This is a genomic window from Frankia sp. R82, from assembly GCF_023716925.1.
Classification (GTDB): Bacteria; Actinomycetota; Actinomycetes; order Frankiales; family Frankiaceae; genus Frankia.
In genome coordinates, this window is record NZ_JAMQQG010000212.1 from 47,990 (window position 1) to 64,909 (window position 16,920).

At 72.6% G+C, this 16,920-nt stretch carries 7 protein-coding genes and 1 pseudogene; 3 read left to right on the forward strand and 5 right to left on the reverse strand.

Going from position 1 to position 16,920, the window contains the following annotated elements; all coding sequences use genetic code 11:
- Positions 1–5,920 (reverse strand): type I polyketide synthase (locus ND747_RS17435; protein ID WP_251734666.1); only part of this gene is annotated, 5,920 nt, incomplete at its 3' end.
- 1,791 nt (positions 5,921–7,711) lie between these two features.
- Positions 7,712–8,590 (reverse strand): LuxR C-terminal-related transcriptional regulator, encoded by an 879-nt coding sequence (locus ND747_RS17440; RefSeq protein WP_251734667.1) that lies wholly within the window; start codon positions 8,588–8,590, stop codon positions 7,712–7,714.
- A gap of 979 nt (positions 8,591–9,569) precedes the next feature.
- Here ND747_RS17440 and ND747_RS17445 point away from each other — a divergent pair.
- On the forward strand, positions 9,570–10,055 hold the full coding sequence (locus tag ND747_RS17445) for a hypothetical protein (RefSeq protein ID WP_251734668.1): 486 nt from the start codon (positions 9,570–9,572) through the stop codon (positions 10,053–10,055).
- Between the two features lie 28 nt (positions 10,056–10,083).
- Here the strand turns inward: ND747_RS17445 and ND747_RS17450 are convergent, their stop codons facing one another.
- From ND747_RS17450 to ND747_RS17460, 3 genes are all read right to left on the reverse strand, one after another.
- Positions 10,084–13,443, reverse strand: a complete 3,360-nt coding sequence (locus ND747_RS17450; RefSeq protein ID WP_251734669.1) for a LuxR C-terminal-related transcriptional regulator — start codon at positions 13,441–13,443, stop codon at positions 10,084–10,086.
- Between the two features lie 159 nt (positions 13,444–13,602).
- Positions 13,603–13,902, reverse strand: coding sequence for a DUF4193 family protein (locus tag ND747_RS17455; protein WP_251734670.1), 300 nt, complete (start codon positions 13,900–13,902; stop codon positions 13,603–13,605).
- 461 nt (positions 13,903–14,363) lie between these two features.
- Entirely contained in the window at positions 14,364–14,756 is a 393-nt protein-coding gene (locus tag ND747_RS17460) for a co-chaperone GroES (RefSeq protein WP_251734671.1), read from the reverse strand.
- A 254-nt stretch (positions 14,757–15,010) separates the two neighbouring features.
- On the opposite strand from ND747_RS17460, the gene ND747_RS17465 reads away from it, so the two are divergent.
- Together ND747_RS17465 and ND747_RS17470 are read left to right on the forward strand one after the other, a co-directional pair.
- Positions 15,011–15,679: a hypothetical protein gene (locus tag ND747_RS17465; protein ID WP_251734672.1), complete on the forward strand. Its 669-nt coding sequence runs from the start codon at positions 15,011–15,013 to the stop codon at positions 15,677–15,679.
- 233 nt (positions 15,680–15,912) lie between these two features.
- A pseudogene (locus ND747_RS17470) lies at positions 15,913–16,920 on the forward strand (hypothetical protein); the annotation flags it as partial.

The window sequence follows — 16,920 nt, forward strand, 5'->3', positions numbered from 1 at the left end:
GATAACCGGTCTGCTCCGCAATCACCCCGACCACCACATCGGACACCGCAGCCCGATCCAACCCAGCCGGGGCGCCACCAGCGACCGACCCGGCCGGCGCCACCCCGTTGGACGCTGCACCTGGCGCCGGCGCACCGACCGGAGCCGACACCGACGTGCCGCCCACCGGATAGCCGATCGGGTCAGCCGGCGTGACACCGGGGCGCGACTGCGCCGGGACGTTCGCGCGAACGTCGGAAACCGGGGCAGGCTGCGCGGCGGGGCGAACCGCGGGGGCCGCGGGCCCGGCACCGTGCCCGCTGAGCTGCGCGGACGCATTCCGAGCATCGGCCCTGACCGGCGGCGCGGCCGGCTGGCCGGCGTACCCGGCCGGGTCGTAGCCCAGGTAACCAAGCACGACATCACGCTGGGCAGCGATCATCTCACGGCTGGTTTGCAGGAAATCCAGGACGACGGCCTCCACCGGACCATCACCTCCAAGCTCGGGCGCGATATCGGTGGTCGGCACATCGACCGTGGGCACATCGACCGTGGGCACAGGGATCGGCGGGGCGGCGTCCGACCCCACCGGGGCAGACAGGGGTCGCGGCCCGGGCCGGACGGGCGCCGGACCGTTGCCGTTGGCGTTGGGTGCGACAGCAACGACGTGCGCCGCGGCAGCCCGCGCTGTGTCCGGCGCGGACTGGGCGGCTGCCGGGATCCCGGCAGCCGGGGAGATCTCGGCGGCCGGGGCATGACCGGCCGCCGGGACGACAGCACCAGCCGGGGTGAGGGGGGCAGCCGGGGTGAGCTGGCGCGGCGGCTGCAGGCCACCGGTCACCTGGGTGCCGTCGACGGTGCGGACGTAGGCTCCGTCGATCGTCCAGCCGGGTCGGCGCGGGATGTCGGTGGCGGAGACCATCCGGGCGTCCCGGCCGACGAACAGCGGAGTCGGATCGACGGGCAGACCCGCGGCGGCAAGCTCGGCGACGGCGAGCAGCAGCCGGCGCACGCCGGACTCGCCGGCGACGTCGGTGGCGACCACCCGGTGCGGGCGTGCGCCGAGGATCTTCCCGACCAGCTGGCACAGCACCCGGCCGGGACCGGCCTCGATGAACGTGCGCACCCCGGCGGCGTACATCGCCTCGATCTGGTCGACGAACCGCACCGGCGCGGCGACCTGACCGGCGAGCGTCGCGCGGATCTCGCCCGGCGCACTCGGATACGGCGTGGCCGTGGTGTTCGACCAGACCGTCCGCTGCGGAGTCTCGATCACGGTGTCGGCGAGTCGGGCGGCCAGCGTCTCGGCGGCTGCGGCCACCACCGGACTGTGGAAGGCACAGGCCACCGGGATCCGCCGGGCCGACAGGCCCGCCTGGGCCAGCGCCTCGGTCGCCCGGGTCAGCGCCGCGCTCGGGCCGGAGATGGCGACCTGGCGGGGTGCATTGTGGTTCGCGATCACCACGGTGGCCGCCGGGCTGCCCTCGTCGAGTTCGGCGAGGGCAGCCCGGACCCGTTCGATGGGAGCGGACACGACCGCCATCGCGCCGGGATCGTCACCGGCGGCGGCGAGGATCGCGCCGGCCCGGGCCTCGCTGAGCCCGATCAGGTCGGCTCGGTCGAGTGCCCCGGCGGCCACCAGGGCGACAAGCTCGCCGTAGGAGTGTCCACCGACGTGGTCGGGCCGAATCCCCAGGCCGGCGAGCAGGTCGTGCACGGCCAGGCCGGCAAGGCCCAGGGTGGGCTGTGCCGCCCGGGTGTCGGTGATCGCCGCGGCCTGGGCGTCCCGGGCCGCGCGGGTGAACACCGCCGGCGGGAACATCGTGTCGGCCCAGTGGGGGGCGAGATCGAGCACCTCGCGCAGCCGCGGGAACGCGACGAACAGGTCGGCGAGCATCCCGGGTCGCTGGCTGCCCTGGCCGGGGAACAGCATCGCGATCGCACCCGGACCGGCACCGCCCGCACCGGCATCGGCATCGGCACCGGCACCGGCGTCGCGGACGAACAGGCCGGCCTTCGGGTTCGGGGTGAACGTTCGGGCGGCCGCGATCGCGGCGGGCAGAGCGTTCAGATCGTCGACGACGAAGGCGAGCTGCACCGTCCCGGTGCCGGCCCCGGCGGTGCGGGCGAGGTCACGCAGCCGCAGCGGCCGGCCGGCCGCGTCCGCCTCGGTGACGAGCGTGGCAAGCCGGTCCAGGGCCCGCTCGGCGGCGGCCCGGTCCGCGCCGCGGATCACGAACAGTTCCGCGGGCCACTGATCGAGGCCGTGGGCCGGTTCCGGACCGCCGTCGTAGGCAGAAAGCACGACGTGGAAGTTCGTGCCGCCGAACCCGAACGCGGACACCCCGGCGTGCCGGTCGGCGGCCGGCGCGACCCACGGCTTGGCCGACTGGTCGAAGTAGAACGGGCTGGTCTCGGACTTCCAGTAGGCGTTGGGTGTGTCGATGTGCAGCGTCGGTGGTCGCACGCCGGTCTCGAGCGCCTTCGCCACCTTGATCAGCCCGGCCAGGCCGGCGGCGCACTTGGTGTGTCCGATCTGCGACTTCACCGAGCCCACCGCACAGGAGCCGACCTCGGCGCCGTGGTCGGTGAACATCTCCGTGAGGGTGGCCAGTTCGGTGCGGTCGCCGACGACGGTGCCGGTGGCGTGCGCCTCGAGCAGGCCGACGTCGCGCGGGGAGATCCCGGCCCGGGAGTAGGCCCGTTCCAGCGCGCGGACCTGGCCGTCCTTGCGGGGGGCGGTCAGGCCCAGCGCCCGCCCGTCCGACGATCCGGCCACTGCGCGGATCACGGCGTGGATGCGGTCGCCGTCGCGTTCGGCGTCGACGAGTCGTTTGAGCACGACGACCGCGGCCCCCTCGCCGAGGCTGGTGCCGTCGGCGCCGGAGTCGAAGCTGCGGCAGCGACCGTTCGGCGACAGGGCGTGCACCGAGGAGAACAGCAGGAAGTCGTGGGCGCCGGCGTGGGTGTCCACCCCGCCGCACAGCACGAGATCGGAGGTGCCGGCGAGCAGTTCCTTGCAGCCGGCGTCGAGGGCGGCCAGCGACGACGCGCAGGCCGCGTCGACGGTGAAGTTCACCCCGCCGAGGTCGAGGCGGTTCGCGACCCGACCGGCGATGACGTTCGCGAGCATGCCGGGGAAGGAGTCCTCGTCCAGCTCGGGCAGGAACGACTCCAGCTCCGGTGGCAGCGCGCCGAGCAGTCCCGGCCACAACGAGCGCATGCTGTAGGCGGCGGACAGGTCGGTGCCCGCCTCCGTGCCGAACACCACCGACGCCCGGGACCGGTCGAACGCCCGGCCCTCGCCATGCGCCTTCTGGGCCGTGTCATAGCCGGCGTTGCGCAGCGCCCGCGCGGACACCTCGAGGGCGAGCAGCTGGCTGGTCTCGATGCTGCGCAGCGCCCGCGGTGGGATGCCGTAGGCGAGCGCGTCGAACGGGATGCGCGGCAGGAAGCCGCCCCACCGCGACGGCGTGTGGCGTCCGGCGTTCTTGGTCACCGCGTCGGGACGGTAGTAGACCTGCGGGTCCCAGCGGTCGGTGGGCACCTCACGGATGGCGTCGACGCCGGCCACGATGTTCGCCCAGTAGGCGTCGAGGTCGGGCGCGTCCGGGAAGACCGCGGACATGCCGACGATGGCGATGTCGAGCGGCTGGCCGGCACGCGCGTCCTCGACCGGGACGGCCGTGGCCGGTGCGGTGTGGGCGTCCGGCCCGGCGGTCAGACCCAGCTCGGCGGCGCGGGCGGCCAGGGCCTGGCCCGCCCGGGTGGTGACCTCCTCGTGCAGGTCGGCGACCGTGGTGCGGGCCGAGCGCAGCGCCGCGACCTGACCGATCATGAACATTCCCTCCCGGACCTGTGTCTCGGGGTCGACGGTGACGACCGTGTCGCCGTCGCGGCGCAGGCCCTTGCTGGCCACCCGGAGCCGGCCGAGGTTCAGCGACTCCAGCTCCTGCCACATCTGCTGGCGGGGAGCGCCGGCGGCCAGCAGCTCCCGGCGGCGGTCCAGGAAGGTGTGCACGAAGTCGGACTCGACGCACCGGGTGGCATGCCCGGGCGAGGTCTCCAACAGGACGGTGCGTTCGCAGTCGATCGCGGCCTGCTGGAAGCCCGCCATGATCGCACCCGAGACGACGGCCTCGTCGGTGAACAGGTACGCGGTGCCCATCAGCACACCGATGCGGGCACCCCGGGCGGCCAGCGGGCCGGCGGCGGCCGCGACCATCGCCGCGGACCGGGCGTCATGCACCCCGCCGGCGAACAGCAGATGCAGCTCGCCGAAGAAGTCGGGGCCGGCCGCCGCGGACTCGCCATAGGCGAGCAGACCCGCGATCTGCGCCTCCCACAGCGGGAAGCTCGCCCGTGGGCCGACGTGCCCGCCGCACTCGCGGCCCTCGAAGACGAACTTGCGGGCGCCGTCGGCGAGAAAACGACCGAGCAGACCGGGCGAGGGCACGTGCAGGAACGTGTCGATGCCTGCGGCCTCCAGCGGGGCGGCCTGGGACGGACGCCCACCGGCGATGATCGCGCACGGCGGACGGATCTCACGCACCGCCTCGAGCTGGGCAGCGCGCAGTTCGGCCGGGGCGAACCCGAGGATGCCCACCCCCCACGGGGCGTCACCGAGCTGGTCAGCGGTGCGGGCCAGCAGCTCGCGGGTGGCCGGCCCACCCATCAGGGCCAGCGCCAGGAACGGCAGGCCGCCGCCGTCGGCCACGGCACGGGCGAACTCGGCGCGGTCACTGACCCGGGTCATCGGACCCTGGACGATCGGGTAGCGCAGGCCACGGCCGGCGGCGAACGGCGAGCCCGCGTCGAGGGGGCGCACGTGTACGGCGGCGGCGAGACCGTCGCGGATCGCCTGGCGGACCGCGCGCACCACCGACCCGGCGCTGCGGAACCGATCGGCGAACCCGGCGGCGAAGGCGCCGTCCTGGCCGATGGGCAGAAACTGCTCGGTCAGATCCCGAGCGCCGAGCCGGGCCGAAACCGCCCGCGCCGCGGCGACCGCATCGGCCGCGGCGTTCGCGACCGCCTGAGCGCTGGTGACCGCCGGTCCGTCCGACCCCACCGACCCCACCGACCGCGCCGCCTCGCGGACCGTCTGGACCGGCAGGGCACCGTCCGAGGCAACCTCGCCGCCGGTGTCGCGCAGGTCGGCGGTCGGCCCGCCGCTGGCGGCGAGACCGGCGATGGGCAGATCGGGGCGGGTGTAGAGCCGGTGACCGCCGTGCAGGACGGTCTCACTGCCATCCATCGCGCGGATCGCGGCCGCCACCCGCTCGGGCAGCTCCATCTCCTGGACGAGGGCGAGCTGGGTGTCGAGCACGACCCCGGCCGCCCCGCCGGCGATCGCCGCGGCAGCGGTGGCCAGGCCGATCCCACCGGCGGCGAACACCGGAACGTCCCGGCCGGCCGCGGCACTCGGACCATCATCGGCGAGCAGGTGTTGCAGCAGCGTGAACGTGGTCAGCTCGCCGACCGCGCCGCCGGACTCGTTGCCCCGGGCGAGCAGACCCGCGGCGCCGGCCTCGATGGCCGTGCGGGCCGCGGCGACCGAGGTGACCTCGACCCACACCCGACGGCCGGACGACGTCACCTCGGACACCGACCAGCCCGGCACCGGGAGTTCGGTCGCGAGCACGACGAGGTCCACCGCGGCCGGCAGGTCCTGTGGTTGCAGCGGACAGCCGGAGGCGACCCGGACACCGAACGTGCCGGGCGTCCAACGGGCCGCGTCCCGTAGCGCCCGGCGTGCCGCTGCCACCGATCGCCCCAGGTCAAGCACGCCGCACCCGCCTGCCCGCGCCACGGCGGCGACGAGGGCCGGCGCAGGCTGGGCAAACGGGGTGATCACGACTACCAGGTCGGCGGCGGCCAGCGGATCATGGCGGTCGCGACCGGTCGGGGGCACGGGGGAAAGCGGGACGGCGATGGTCATCGGCAGGTCCTCCTGGCGGGTCGTGACCTGGGGCACAGCGAAGAGGGTGCGTACTGGTCCGATTCGGGGAGCGCGCTACGACCGCGCGGTTCGGTGACCGCCGCGGCACCCGTGCGCCCCGACTCGCCCTACTGGCACATGACCCGGATCCAGCGCAACCAGATCCAGGACAATGAAAGCACCTACCTCGCCAACGCGATGGACACGTTTCGAAGGACGAGATCGCCCAGATCGTCGATGACCTCCTGGCCGGAGCCGTTGGGCGACAGTCGTCCCGGGGAAGCTGTATCTGTACTGAGTACGCGAAAAACGCACTGACCCCCAGCAACTCTCGTAGAACTGACGCGACGGACATGGCGTGGCCCCGAGCGCTTAGCCGTCGCGACATCACCGACGTGCGCGGATACTAGTCCGCCTCGGCCCGGCACCCGCATGGTGGCGGGTGACGGTCGCCGAACGGAGTCGGTGGTGCAACCGCCAGGCATGAGACGACCTGGTCTGCACCCGCCCGACGACGTAGCCCACCGTGGCCCGACATCGCCCGCGATGTCACCGGCCACCGTTGCCGGCCGGACTTCGGGATGCGCCGCGGGTATCGACACAACCACAGTCACCCACCGGCCGGGTCAGGTATTCGTGACACACCGACCACAATCCAGAGATCCCTACGCACCGAACATTTCCACCCGGGCTCGAAGACCATTCTCACAACGAACACGAGAATACTGCTTTCCCTTTTCCAGCCACAGTCGATCAGCCGGCGAAAAAACCCGGGAACGTCGGTCCCCAATCAGCGGAAAAACACCGTCCACAGAGGCCCGAAGCGAGATCACGATGCCGGCGGTGCGGGTCAGCGACCGAGGGCGGTCCGGGCGACGAGGGCGGTACCCGACCGGCCAGGACATCGCCAACCTAGCCACAGGTCGCCATCGATCGCAAGCCGGCAGGACACCCACCTTGGCCACCGATCCGCGCCCATCCGCCCATACGGCACAGAACGGTCCACCCATCAAGCCGACATGCCCGGACGCAATGCGCATCACACCCGTTCGGGGAAAAATTTCCCCTCTTTGGGCCTTCTGACCCCACCCGCCACCGAACAGCCGGATCGGCAACCACTCGAAGCGATTCACTGACGAGCAAAAAAAGGGACGAAATGTCCTAAAAGCGGTAGCTCCGTGTTGCATGCCAAGGCACCGTACCGTCGGGCATCCAGGCCGACGACGGGCTTGCGGACGCACCTCGGACCCCGATCGTGGGCGGCCAGACCAGGTGCCGGCCACCCACGATCGGGCGGGTTACGGAGCGCGTGACGTCCGAGCCTGCGACGAGTCGGGCGCGGGGCGGGGTCACCGCGACCGAGGACCAGCGCACCTGTCCCTGGGTGCGGATGGCCCGATCGACGAACAGTCCGATCAGTGCACGGGCCGGAAGCTGCTCGGCCCGACAGCTGCTCGGCCCGACAGCTGCCCGGCGCGCAGAGATGCCCGGTACACAGAAATGCCCGGTACATATAGGTGCCCGGTACACAAAGGTGCCCGGCCCGGGCAGCCCGCAGATGAGGGCCCGGTGGGCACGGCCGCGTAGCCGGCCGGCGATGACGAGGTGGGGCACCATCCGGTGCCACGCCGCGACCTCGGAGTGTCGGAACGCGATGTCCGCCGCACGGCAGTGCGGTTGACGACGCGCCGACGGGAGGGCGGCTCGCCGGCCAGAACGTCCGACCGTCGCAGTATCCGGGGATCGGTCCGTCGCGACGTCAGTGCATCGAACCGGTCGCGACGGGAACTGTCACGGCCGGGGCGGGCTGGGCGGCGCGAACGCGCTGGTCTCCCGCTGCCAGGCGATGGCGAGCTGGGTACGGTTCGTGCAGCCTGTGGCGACCAGGGCGTGGGTCAGGTGGTGCTTGACCGTGTCGATGCTGATACACAGCGCTTCGGCGACCTGCCGGTTCGACCGGCCCTCCGCGACCAGACGCACGACGTCGCGTTCCCGCGCCGACAGCCGGCCGGCGACCGAGGGACCCGGGTCGGTGCGGATGTAGAACCGCAGCAGGTTGCCCAGATGCCGCCCGAGCACGGCGCCGACCGCCCGGTCCCGCGGGCCGAACGCGCCGGGACGGGAGTCGAGCAGCGAGATCAGCGCGCCGACGTTCGACGGACCGAACAGCCGGACGAGCAGCTTCGCGTGAATGCCGTGGGCGCGCAGGAAGCGCTCGAGACGCATGCGCACCTCGGGCCGCTCCGGCACACCGAGATCATCCAGGGTGGCCAGGCCGCGCTCCCGGACCGAGCGCAGGCTCTCCGGGTTGCTCAGCGCCTCGAGCTCGCGGTAGCGCTCCATGTAGGGGCCGGCCAGGCGCAACGCCAGACCGCGACCGGTGGGCCGGGCGTCCTGGAACGCCGTCTCGATGGAGGAGCCGAGAAAGAAGGCCGAGTGCCGGTACCCGAGGTGGCGGGCCATGCCGTCGAGCGCAAGCTCGCGGAAGGACGCCAGCGACGAGGCCCGCTCACAGTCCTCGACCACCCGCAGGATGCCGCGCAGTTCCGCGGCGCCGAGTGCGAGGTCGCGCGGCATCGGGGCGCCCGCCCGGGCCGCCGTCGCGCCGGGGCGTACCGGGGCGCCGGGCGCGGTCCGCGCACCGGCCAGCGAAGCGTCGCCCCGGCCCAAAGGAGCCCCTGACAGTGGCGCCGCGGCCCGGGTGTGAGACAGTGGTCTCGCGGCGGCGCCGCCTGTACCCGTGGCCGGTGCAGGATGCCGCGGAGCCGTGGCGCGATGGGGTGCGGTCGGCGACGTTTGCGAACTCACCGGGGCGTGCCTTGCCATCCGTCCCACAACACCGATATCCGTTGATGTGTCCACGGTCACGCCGATTCGCGGCCGATGGGGTAGGTCCTCGCCGATATCATCAGCCGGGCGAGGGGCTCGGTCGTTCACGCGTGCCTCCGGGGGTCATACGCAGATGTGCACCGGGCAGAGCCCGGTGGTGGTGGCGGGTGCACCGGGCAGAGCCCGGTGGTGGTAGCTGTGTCACCGGATGACATTCCGGTGAAGGCGGACATGTTCGGCAAGCGTAGGGCCCGCCTACCTTGCTACGCCAGCACTGACCCACGCCCCTCGGTCGCTATCCGGACAAACCCACCACTCAGGTGGGAGAAACACGCCCCCAACCGGCCATCTCTTGTCTGCGTTACGTCGCCGGCCCTGCAGACCACTCGTTTGCGTGATGCTCGCCTCTCCCACGCCTACCCCTGTTGGGCTACCTTCACCTAGGTGCAGCCGCCTTCCGTGGCCGCTCGATGGCCTTTTGCGGCCGGGCCGTAAGACGCTTCGGGCTTTCCGCCGCCCCTCTCCGGGCGGCCCGGTCGGGGCTGGATCTCGCCCATCCGGGCCCATCCCTCACTTCGGGTGATAGTTCTCTCGCTCAACGTAAGGCCGCATGGGACGTCGTCACGCAGGGAACAAGCGAGATGCACCAGGCAGGAAAGCGGATCCCCTCCTCCGGTATTCGGCGGGGTTCCGGGCTGACGCCGCGGCCCGCACGGATGCGGATCGACCTGGGCGGCCACGCGCCACCGATTCCCTCTTCCCGCTGGGCGGCGATCCCGCCACCGCGACGGGACGAACGGGGTAAACGGGGTGAACGACGATGACATTGGGACTGTCGGTCTTCCTGGTCGCCGTGGGCGCCACGCTGCGCTATGCCCTCACCTGGCACCCCGGGGGCATCGACCTGCAGGTCCTCGGCCTCATTCTGATGGTCGCGGGCATCGCCACCAGCGTCATCTGCGTGCTGCGGGTCGTGCTGCGCACACCGGCCCGCGAGGACGCCCCGCCCGCCCCGTTCTACGACCGGTTGGTCCGCCCACCCGCAGACAGGACGATCAGCAGTGGCCACGGACCGTTCGCAGACGGCCATGGGCCGATCTCGGCCACCCCGGCGTACCGCGAACTCGAACGACAGCTGTTCGACCCCGTGATCGACGACGGTGCACTGGTCACGGCCGAAGACGGGCCGACCGGCGACGGGCCGACCGGTAACGAGCTCACCGGTAACGAGCTCACCGACGATGAGCGTCCCACCCAGCCGGGCGCCGTCGACCCCGGCTGGCAGGGCAGTCGTCAGCCCGGCTGAGCTGCGCGCGGCAGCGCCGCCGCGCGGCTCACAGCAGGTGCAGCTCGCGCGCGCGGTGGACGGCGTCCCGACGGCGCGGGACGTCGAGCTTGCGGTAGATGCTCTTCAGGTGCGTCTTCACCGTGTTCACCGAGACGTACAGTTCGGCGGCGATCTCGGCGGTGGTCAGCATCGTCGGCAGGTAGCTGAGTACCGCGAGCTCCCGATCGCTGAGGCGGTCGCCGGCCGTGGGTGAGCCGGACCGGCGACCGGCGACCGGCCCTGCGCCGCGCCCCCAGGTTCCCGGTGCGGCCGGCGGCCCGGAGCTGCCAACGCCGTCCGAGTTTCCCGGGCTGCCCGGCCCGCTCGACCGGACCGGCCCCGCCGGGGCGCCGGGACGCACGGGATCGCCAGGCCCACGGGGACCGGCCGGCGCCGGAACCCGGATGGTGGCGTCGCGCTGCGCACCCGGTGCCGGGATGGCCGCGCCACCCCCCCTGCCATCGGGCGCGCCACCGGGTGCGGACGGGTCACGCGGCCCGAGCACCGGATGCGGCGCGCGTGGCGCCGGTCGTCCGGTTGACCGGACGACCGGACCCGACGACCGGTAACCAGGCCCAGTGGCCGGCAGACCGGTGGGCACCGACGCCCTGGGCAACGTGGGGCCGGGCAGCGCGGCACCAGGCGTGGCGGTCACCGGCGTGCCAGGACCAGACGTGCCAGGACCAGACGTGCCAGGACCGGGCAGCACTCCCCGCGGGGACGACACTCTGGTCGCCGACCTGCGGGTCGCCTCCCGGGCCAGCAGATCGTGCAGCTCGGCGACAAACCGCGGATGTGCGGTGGACAGGCCCGGATGCGCGTTGAGCAGGGCGGTCACCTCACCGCCGAGATCGACGAACGGGCTGGCGAATCCCTCGTCCTCGGCGAGTGCCAGTCCCCGGGCGAGCAGATCGGTCGCCCGGGCATGATCGCCCCGACGGGCCGCGACAACCGCGGCGAGAACGCAGGCCGTCACGGTCGGCCCGCCTCCCCCGCCGGTGCGCAGCAGCGCCGACACCGTCTGGTCCGCCGCGGTCAGATCCGCGCAGCCCAGGTCGACCCGGGCCCGGGCAAGGGCGAGGACCTGGTCGGTCCGGCCCGACTGGCCGGCGCGTTCGAGCACTCCCCGAGCGGCCTGGGCGTTGCCGGTCGCCAGCAACAGGTCGATCTCGGCGGCCTGCCACAGCGACACGCACAGCGGCGGGCCGGGCGGGCGGCCCTGTCCGCCGAGCAGACGCCGGGCCGCCCGCACGTCATCAGGATGACCGAGGCGCTGCAGCAGACCCGCCTGCCAGATGGTGACCAGATCACGCAGCCCCGGCGGATGGCCACTGCCGTGGGACGCCCGGGCTGCCTGCAGATGCCAGGCGGCCCGTTCCCGGTCGACCCGACCGAGCGCGACCACCACGAGCGCCAGATGCGCCTCCACCACGCCCGCCGGCGCCATGCCTGCTCCCGTGGTCGGCACCGCGCCCGCTCCCGTGGTCGGCGTGCCCGTCGGCACAGTCGACCGGGGTGGGCCGGCGACGTTGCCGACCGCAGCGGGCTGATCCGTCCCGCCGCGGTGGGCCAGCACGTCGCAGGCGTGTGACTCGGCCAGGCGCAGCCGTCCGCGCAGCGCCAGAGCCAGCGCCAACGCACCACCGGCGGACATCGCGACCGCAGGCGAATCCGCGGCCCGGGCCGCTTCCAGCGCCACGACGAGGGCGTCGACCGCGGCATCCGGGCGACCGAGCCACAGCTGTGCACGTCCCCGCCCGCACCAGGCCAGTGCCTGAACGGTTTCGTCGACGTCCACCGGGGGCTGCAGCGGCGATGGTCGCAGCAACCGGCGGGCCAGGCCCTGCATCTGCTCGGCCGCCCCGCACAGCTCCGCCCGGCTCAGGTCGATCAGGTCGGCCTGCACGCCCAGCCAGCGCCGCCGCGACGCCGGAGCGACCGCGATCGCCTCCCGGGCGGTCCGCAGCGCCCCACCCGCCCGGTCGACCTGGCCGTGGCGCAGCTGGCCCACCGCGGCGACCAGTGCCCACTCCGGGCAGTGCGCGGGGGCGGCCGGTATGGCGGCCAGCGTGGAGTCCAGGACATGGGGCCTGCCCAGCAACGCCCCCACCAGGCCCAGCTGGTCCGCCTGCCCGGGCCCGTCCAGCAGCAGGCAGGCGGCGTACCACCAGTCACCGGCCCGCACGGCGTGCCGCATCGCGTCCAGGGGACGGCGGTGCGCGGTGAACCACAGCGCCGCCCGCAGGTTCAGCTCGTCGACGTCCTCGACGCGCTCCCGGGCCAGCTCGGCGCGCAGCATCGCGGCGAGCAGCCGGTGGTAGCGATAACACTGACCGGCGGTCAGTTCGACCACGAAACCGTCGTGCTCGGCGAGGTCGGCAAGGATCCCCGCCCCCGGCGACAGGGGCCGTTCGGCGACCACGGCGTCCGCAAGCGGGGCGGTGACCTCGTCCAGCAGGCTCGTGCGCAGCAGGAAGCGACGTACCTCGGGAGAATGGCCGGCGATCACCTCCGCCCGGAGGAAGTCGGCGATGGCGGGTACCCGGGCCAGCACGGCCTGCGCCTGGTCCGGCTCCGGCTCCGGCTCCGGCGATGCCAACCCGCTCGGGGGCAACCGGATGTCGATCACGGCGGTCGCCAGGCGCAGCCCGGTCGGCCAGCCCTCGGTCGCGCGCACCAGATCCGCGGCCGACATGGACAGATCCGCGGACGCGCTCAGCGAGGGCGAACGCAGCAGGTCGAGGGCCTCTCGTTCGGAGAAGGCAAGATCGCGCGGGCCGAATTCGGTGACCCGACCGTCGGCGCGCAACCGGTGCAGGGCCATGGCGACCGACCGACCGGCCACCACCAGCCGCACCCGGTCCCCCGCATGTCGCAGGAGCAGGTCAAGCCCGTCGAGATCAGCGGGGTGACGCACGCGGTCGACATCGTCGAGCACGATGACGACCGGCTCCGCCCGGGTGGCGAGCAGGTTGGCCAGGGACCGGTAGCCGGCCGAGACCGCCGGGGTCGGGGCGTCCTCACCGGGCAGCGCGTCCGGCGCCATCAGGCCCGCGACCCGCAGTCCGTGCCGCAGCTGGGGCCACAGCGGCAGACCTGGTCCGCCCTCGGCGGCGACCGGGCGGTCCCCGGCGGATCGTGTCTGCGGATCAAGGCTGATCCACACCAGGGGAGGTCGGCCGGAACGTCCGACCGACCAGGAGGCCAGCAGCGTGGTCTTGCCCCAGCCCGCCGGGGCGCGCAGGACGGTGAGCGGACGGGCCATCGCCGCATCGAGATCGGCCCGCAGCCGCGGCCGATCGACAAATCCGGACGGCGCCACCGGAACGGCGAAGTTGCCGTGCACCAACGGCACCTGTTCGAACATTCCACGCCACCCCCCACAGCAATCTCGCCCTGGGTAGTGGTACAGCTACTTAGACGGAGGGGCAACCCGTGTCGGCCCCGAGGTGCCGGGCACGTCGGCCGGCGCCTCGGGGCAGGCCGGACGGGGCGGGACGAGTCGCTGCCCCGCGGCTGGGACCGGCTAGGCCACGCAGTCCGAGCAGACCACGCGCCGCGGGTCGGCCAACTGGCTGCGGTGCTGCACCAGAAAGCACCGGGTGCAGGTGAACTCGTCCGCCTGACGCGGCAGGACCCGCAGGGAGAGCTCCTCGTCGCGTACCTCCGCGTCCGGTAGGTCGAGCTCGGACTCGAGGGCGTCCATGTCGTCCCCGAGATCCGCCGCCGCGCCAGCGCGCTGTGCCTTCAGCGTCTCCAGGCTCTGCTCCTGAAGCTCGTCGTCCTCCACGTCCGCGCTTCGCCGAGCGTCGAAGTCACGCGCCATGCGTCTCGTTCCCTTCCCTTTCTTTACCCGTCGCTCGCCCACTGGCCACACCGATGGGGAGGGCCACACCGATGGGACCGGAGCCGCCGGACACGAGAAAACCCCGTAACCCGGCACCCGAAGACATCAACTGACTACCGTACGCAGTTAACCCGGGGACGTGGTGAGTACCGGGCCCTATGTCCACATTCCCGGCGCCTCACCACACCCAAGGGTCCCGGCCGGAACGCGGATCTCCAAAGCCGAGCGAAGGATACGGGTCGCAACCGCGTCAGGCCAGACAGGGGACCAGCCGGCGCGGTGTCTGTCCCACCACATTCACGACCGGCCACCACGGCCCGGGCGGCGCACTCGTATGCCGACCGATGCGGCACCGTACACCATTCGGGCCCGGGTGTGACGGCAGGTGGTCCCTGCACGGTCCGGATCCCGCGCAGAAGTTCGGCGGTGCCCCGAGGGTTCTAGAGATACAGGCCGGTCAGCCCGTCGTCGAGGCGCTGGGCGGCCACGGCGTGCACATCCCGTTCGCGCAGCAGGATGTAGGTGGTCGAGTGGAGCTCGACCTCGGCGCGTTCCTCGGGGTCGTACAACACCCGGTCACCGATCTGGATCGTGCGCACGGCAGTGCCCACAGCGACCACATCGGCCCAGGACAGCCGCTTACCCATCTGCGCCGTCGCCGGGATCACGATGCCGGCCTTGGAGCGCCGGTCCGCGGCGTCCTCCCGCGGCTGCACCAGTACGCGGTCGTGCAGCAGCCGGATGGGCAGGCCGCCGGCCTGGGTGACACCCACCGGGACATCCAGCCCAGCCACCCCGTCGACTCCGTTGACTCCGCCGGACACAACAGTCACAGCTCGGGACACTACCCGCCCGCCGCCCGGAGGCCACAAGGATGTCACGCAAGGCCGATTCCGCTGGCGACTTCTCGCGGTGCAGAGAGTGCTGAACCATCCCGGAGCGGGAATGCTCTCCCAACGGGGTATAAGCTGCCGCCCATCGCCGCCCGGGCTGGCGCTGACGGGCGACGTGCCATGACACCTCTCGCTTGTCCGTTGGCGCCTGCGAACCGTCGGCACGTCACGAACCTCAGGGATGGGGCACCACCATGGCATTGCGCATCAGCGTCGATCTCGATGGACTGCGCTGGGCCGATCTGTTCCGCTTTGTCGATCTCGCTCGTAATGGCGGGATCGGTGCGGAGGACCAGGTCGACGTCATCACCTACGGCAGCGATCCGATGTCGGTGAGCCTCTCCGCCCGCATCTACCCGGCGACCGAGGGCTTTCTGTCCACCGAGCAGGCGGACCCGGCCGGTGACGGCCGGCACGGCTCCCCGCTGTCGATCGCACCGGGCGCGTCCAGCGCGAACGGATCCGGTGGGTACGGCTATGACGCGGGCGCCGCCGAGCGGGCGCCGTCGGCGAACGGCGCGCACTACCCGGCGTTCGACAACGCGCAGGACCGCCCGGCCGCCCCGGGCACGCCGCCCATGCCGCCATACGGGCCGGGCTACGACACCCCGGGCGATCGGGGCGCCCCTCAGTCCAACTCCCACTACCCGGCGTTCGACGGCCAGTCCGACCGGATGCCGCTGGCCAACGGCGCCGGCCAGTTCGCGGGCTTCGAGTCGTTTGACCGCTCGGCCCCCGGCGACAAGCCCGGAAGTGCCCCCGGGCAGGTCGAAAGTCCCTATATAGAGGAATTTGCGCGCCTACAGGAGGGCCTGATGCGCCAGGTGCGTCGCACCGACGAGGTCCGACCGGAGCGTTCCTGATCAGCAACGTGCCGGCTCGCCGACAGGACCGGACAACGCGTGCGACTGCAGTGCCCAGCACCCTGCGGGGGTCCCCGTAGACCCACAATTATCACTTTCAGTGATGATTGTGGAACGCTCGGCACCGATTTCAGCCAGTTTGTGGGCGCGGAAAGTAAGGCGTCCGTAACAACACCCTCTTTCGTTCTACACCGTTCGCGCCTTCTCGGCCGCTATGGTGCATGCTGCGTGTGATGGACGATCCGCGGCTTGCAGACGTCGAGCACTATCACGGGCGACTACGCTCCGAGCTCGACGTCATCGCGCGTGGGCCGGTGCTGGTGGGCCCAAAGATCATCGAGCATATCAACTCACTGATCACCCTGATCGACCTGCATCAGCCGAACGAGTTCGAGCTCTGCCTCAGCTGTGACCGCCTCTGGCCCTGCGCCTCGATCGTGGCGATCACAGGCATCTCACTTGAGGATCCCGGCCAGGAGGCCGAGGCCGACCCGGGTGAGCTCGACCGCCCCCTCACTGCCCCGCATGACACCCGTCCTGACGAGCTACCGGCTCCGCGGCCTCCCGTGAGCCGCATCCTGCCGCCCACCCCCACCGCACCCGTGCCGGTGACGCCACCGCCCATGGCCCCACCGCCGCCGATGGCGCCGCCCGTGGAGCACCCCGGCCACCAGCGGGTTCAGGATCACCAGCGGGCCCAGGACCACCGGCCAGCCCAGGACCACCGGCCAGCCCAGGACCACCAGCGGGCCCAGAACCACCGGCCAGCCCAGGACTCCCGCCGGGGTGCGGACCCCCGCTACGGCGATGGTTCCCGGCCAGGCGACGATGCCCGGTACGGCGCCAATGTCGCCCCGCCTGCCGACGACGTCCGGGGCGGCGACGACGCCCGGCTGCGGGGCGAGCGCCGGTACAGCGGCGAGCCCCAGTACCGCGAGGAACCTCGTCACCGCGACGAGCGTCGTTCCCACGGCGAGCGCCGGTACGCCGAGGATCCGCGCGGCGCCGGGCCCCGGCCGGGCAACGGCCCGCAGTACGGCGAGGACGCCCGGTACGGCGAGGACGCCCGCCGCGACGGCCAGCAGCGCCATGACGGCGCACGGCGTTACGACGAGCCCGGCCGTGGCGACCCGGCCGGCCCGCGGCCCGTCCCGGTGTCGTCCGGGTCCGGCGTGCCTTTCCCGCCGACGACCCGCCAGCAGCCGCCCGGCCAGCCACGGTTCAGCGGCGCGGTTCCGCGG

What these genes read in the sequence shown, in the direction of transcription:
- ND747_RS17445 (WP_251734668.1), top strand. Translation starts at nt 9,570, where the DNA reads ATGACATTGGGACTGTCGGTCTTCCTGGTCGCCGTGGGCGCCACGCTG.
- ND747_RS17450 (WP_251734669.1), bottom strand. Translation starts at nt 13,443, where the DNA reads ATGTTCGAACAGGTGCCGTTGGTGCACGGCAACTTCGCCGTTCCGGTG.
- ND747_RS17455 (WP_251734670.1), bottom strand. Translation starts at nt 13,902, where the DNA reads ATGGCGCGTGACTTCGACGCTCGGCGAAGCGCGGACGTGGAGGACGAC.
- ND747_RS17465 (WP_251734672.1), top strand. Translation starts at nt 15,011, where the DNA reads ATGGCATTGCGCATCAGCGTCGATCTCGATGGACTGCGCTGGGCCGAT.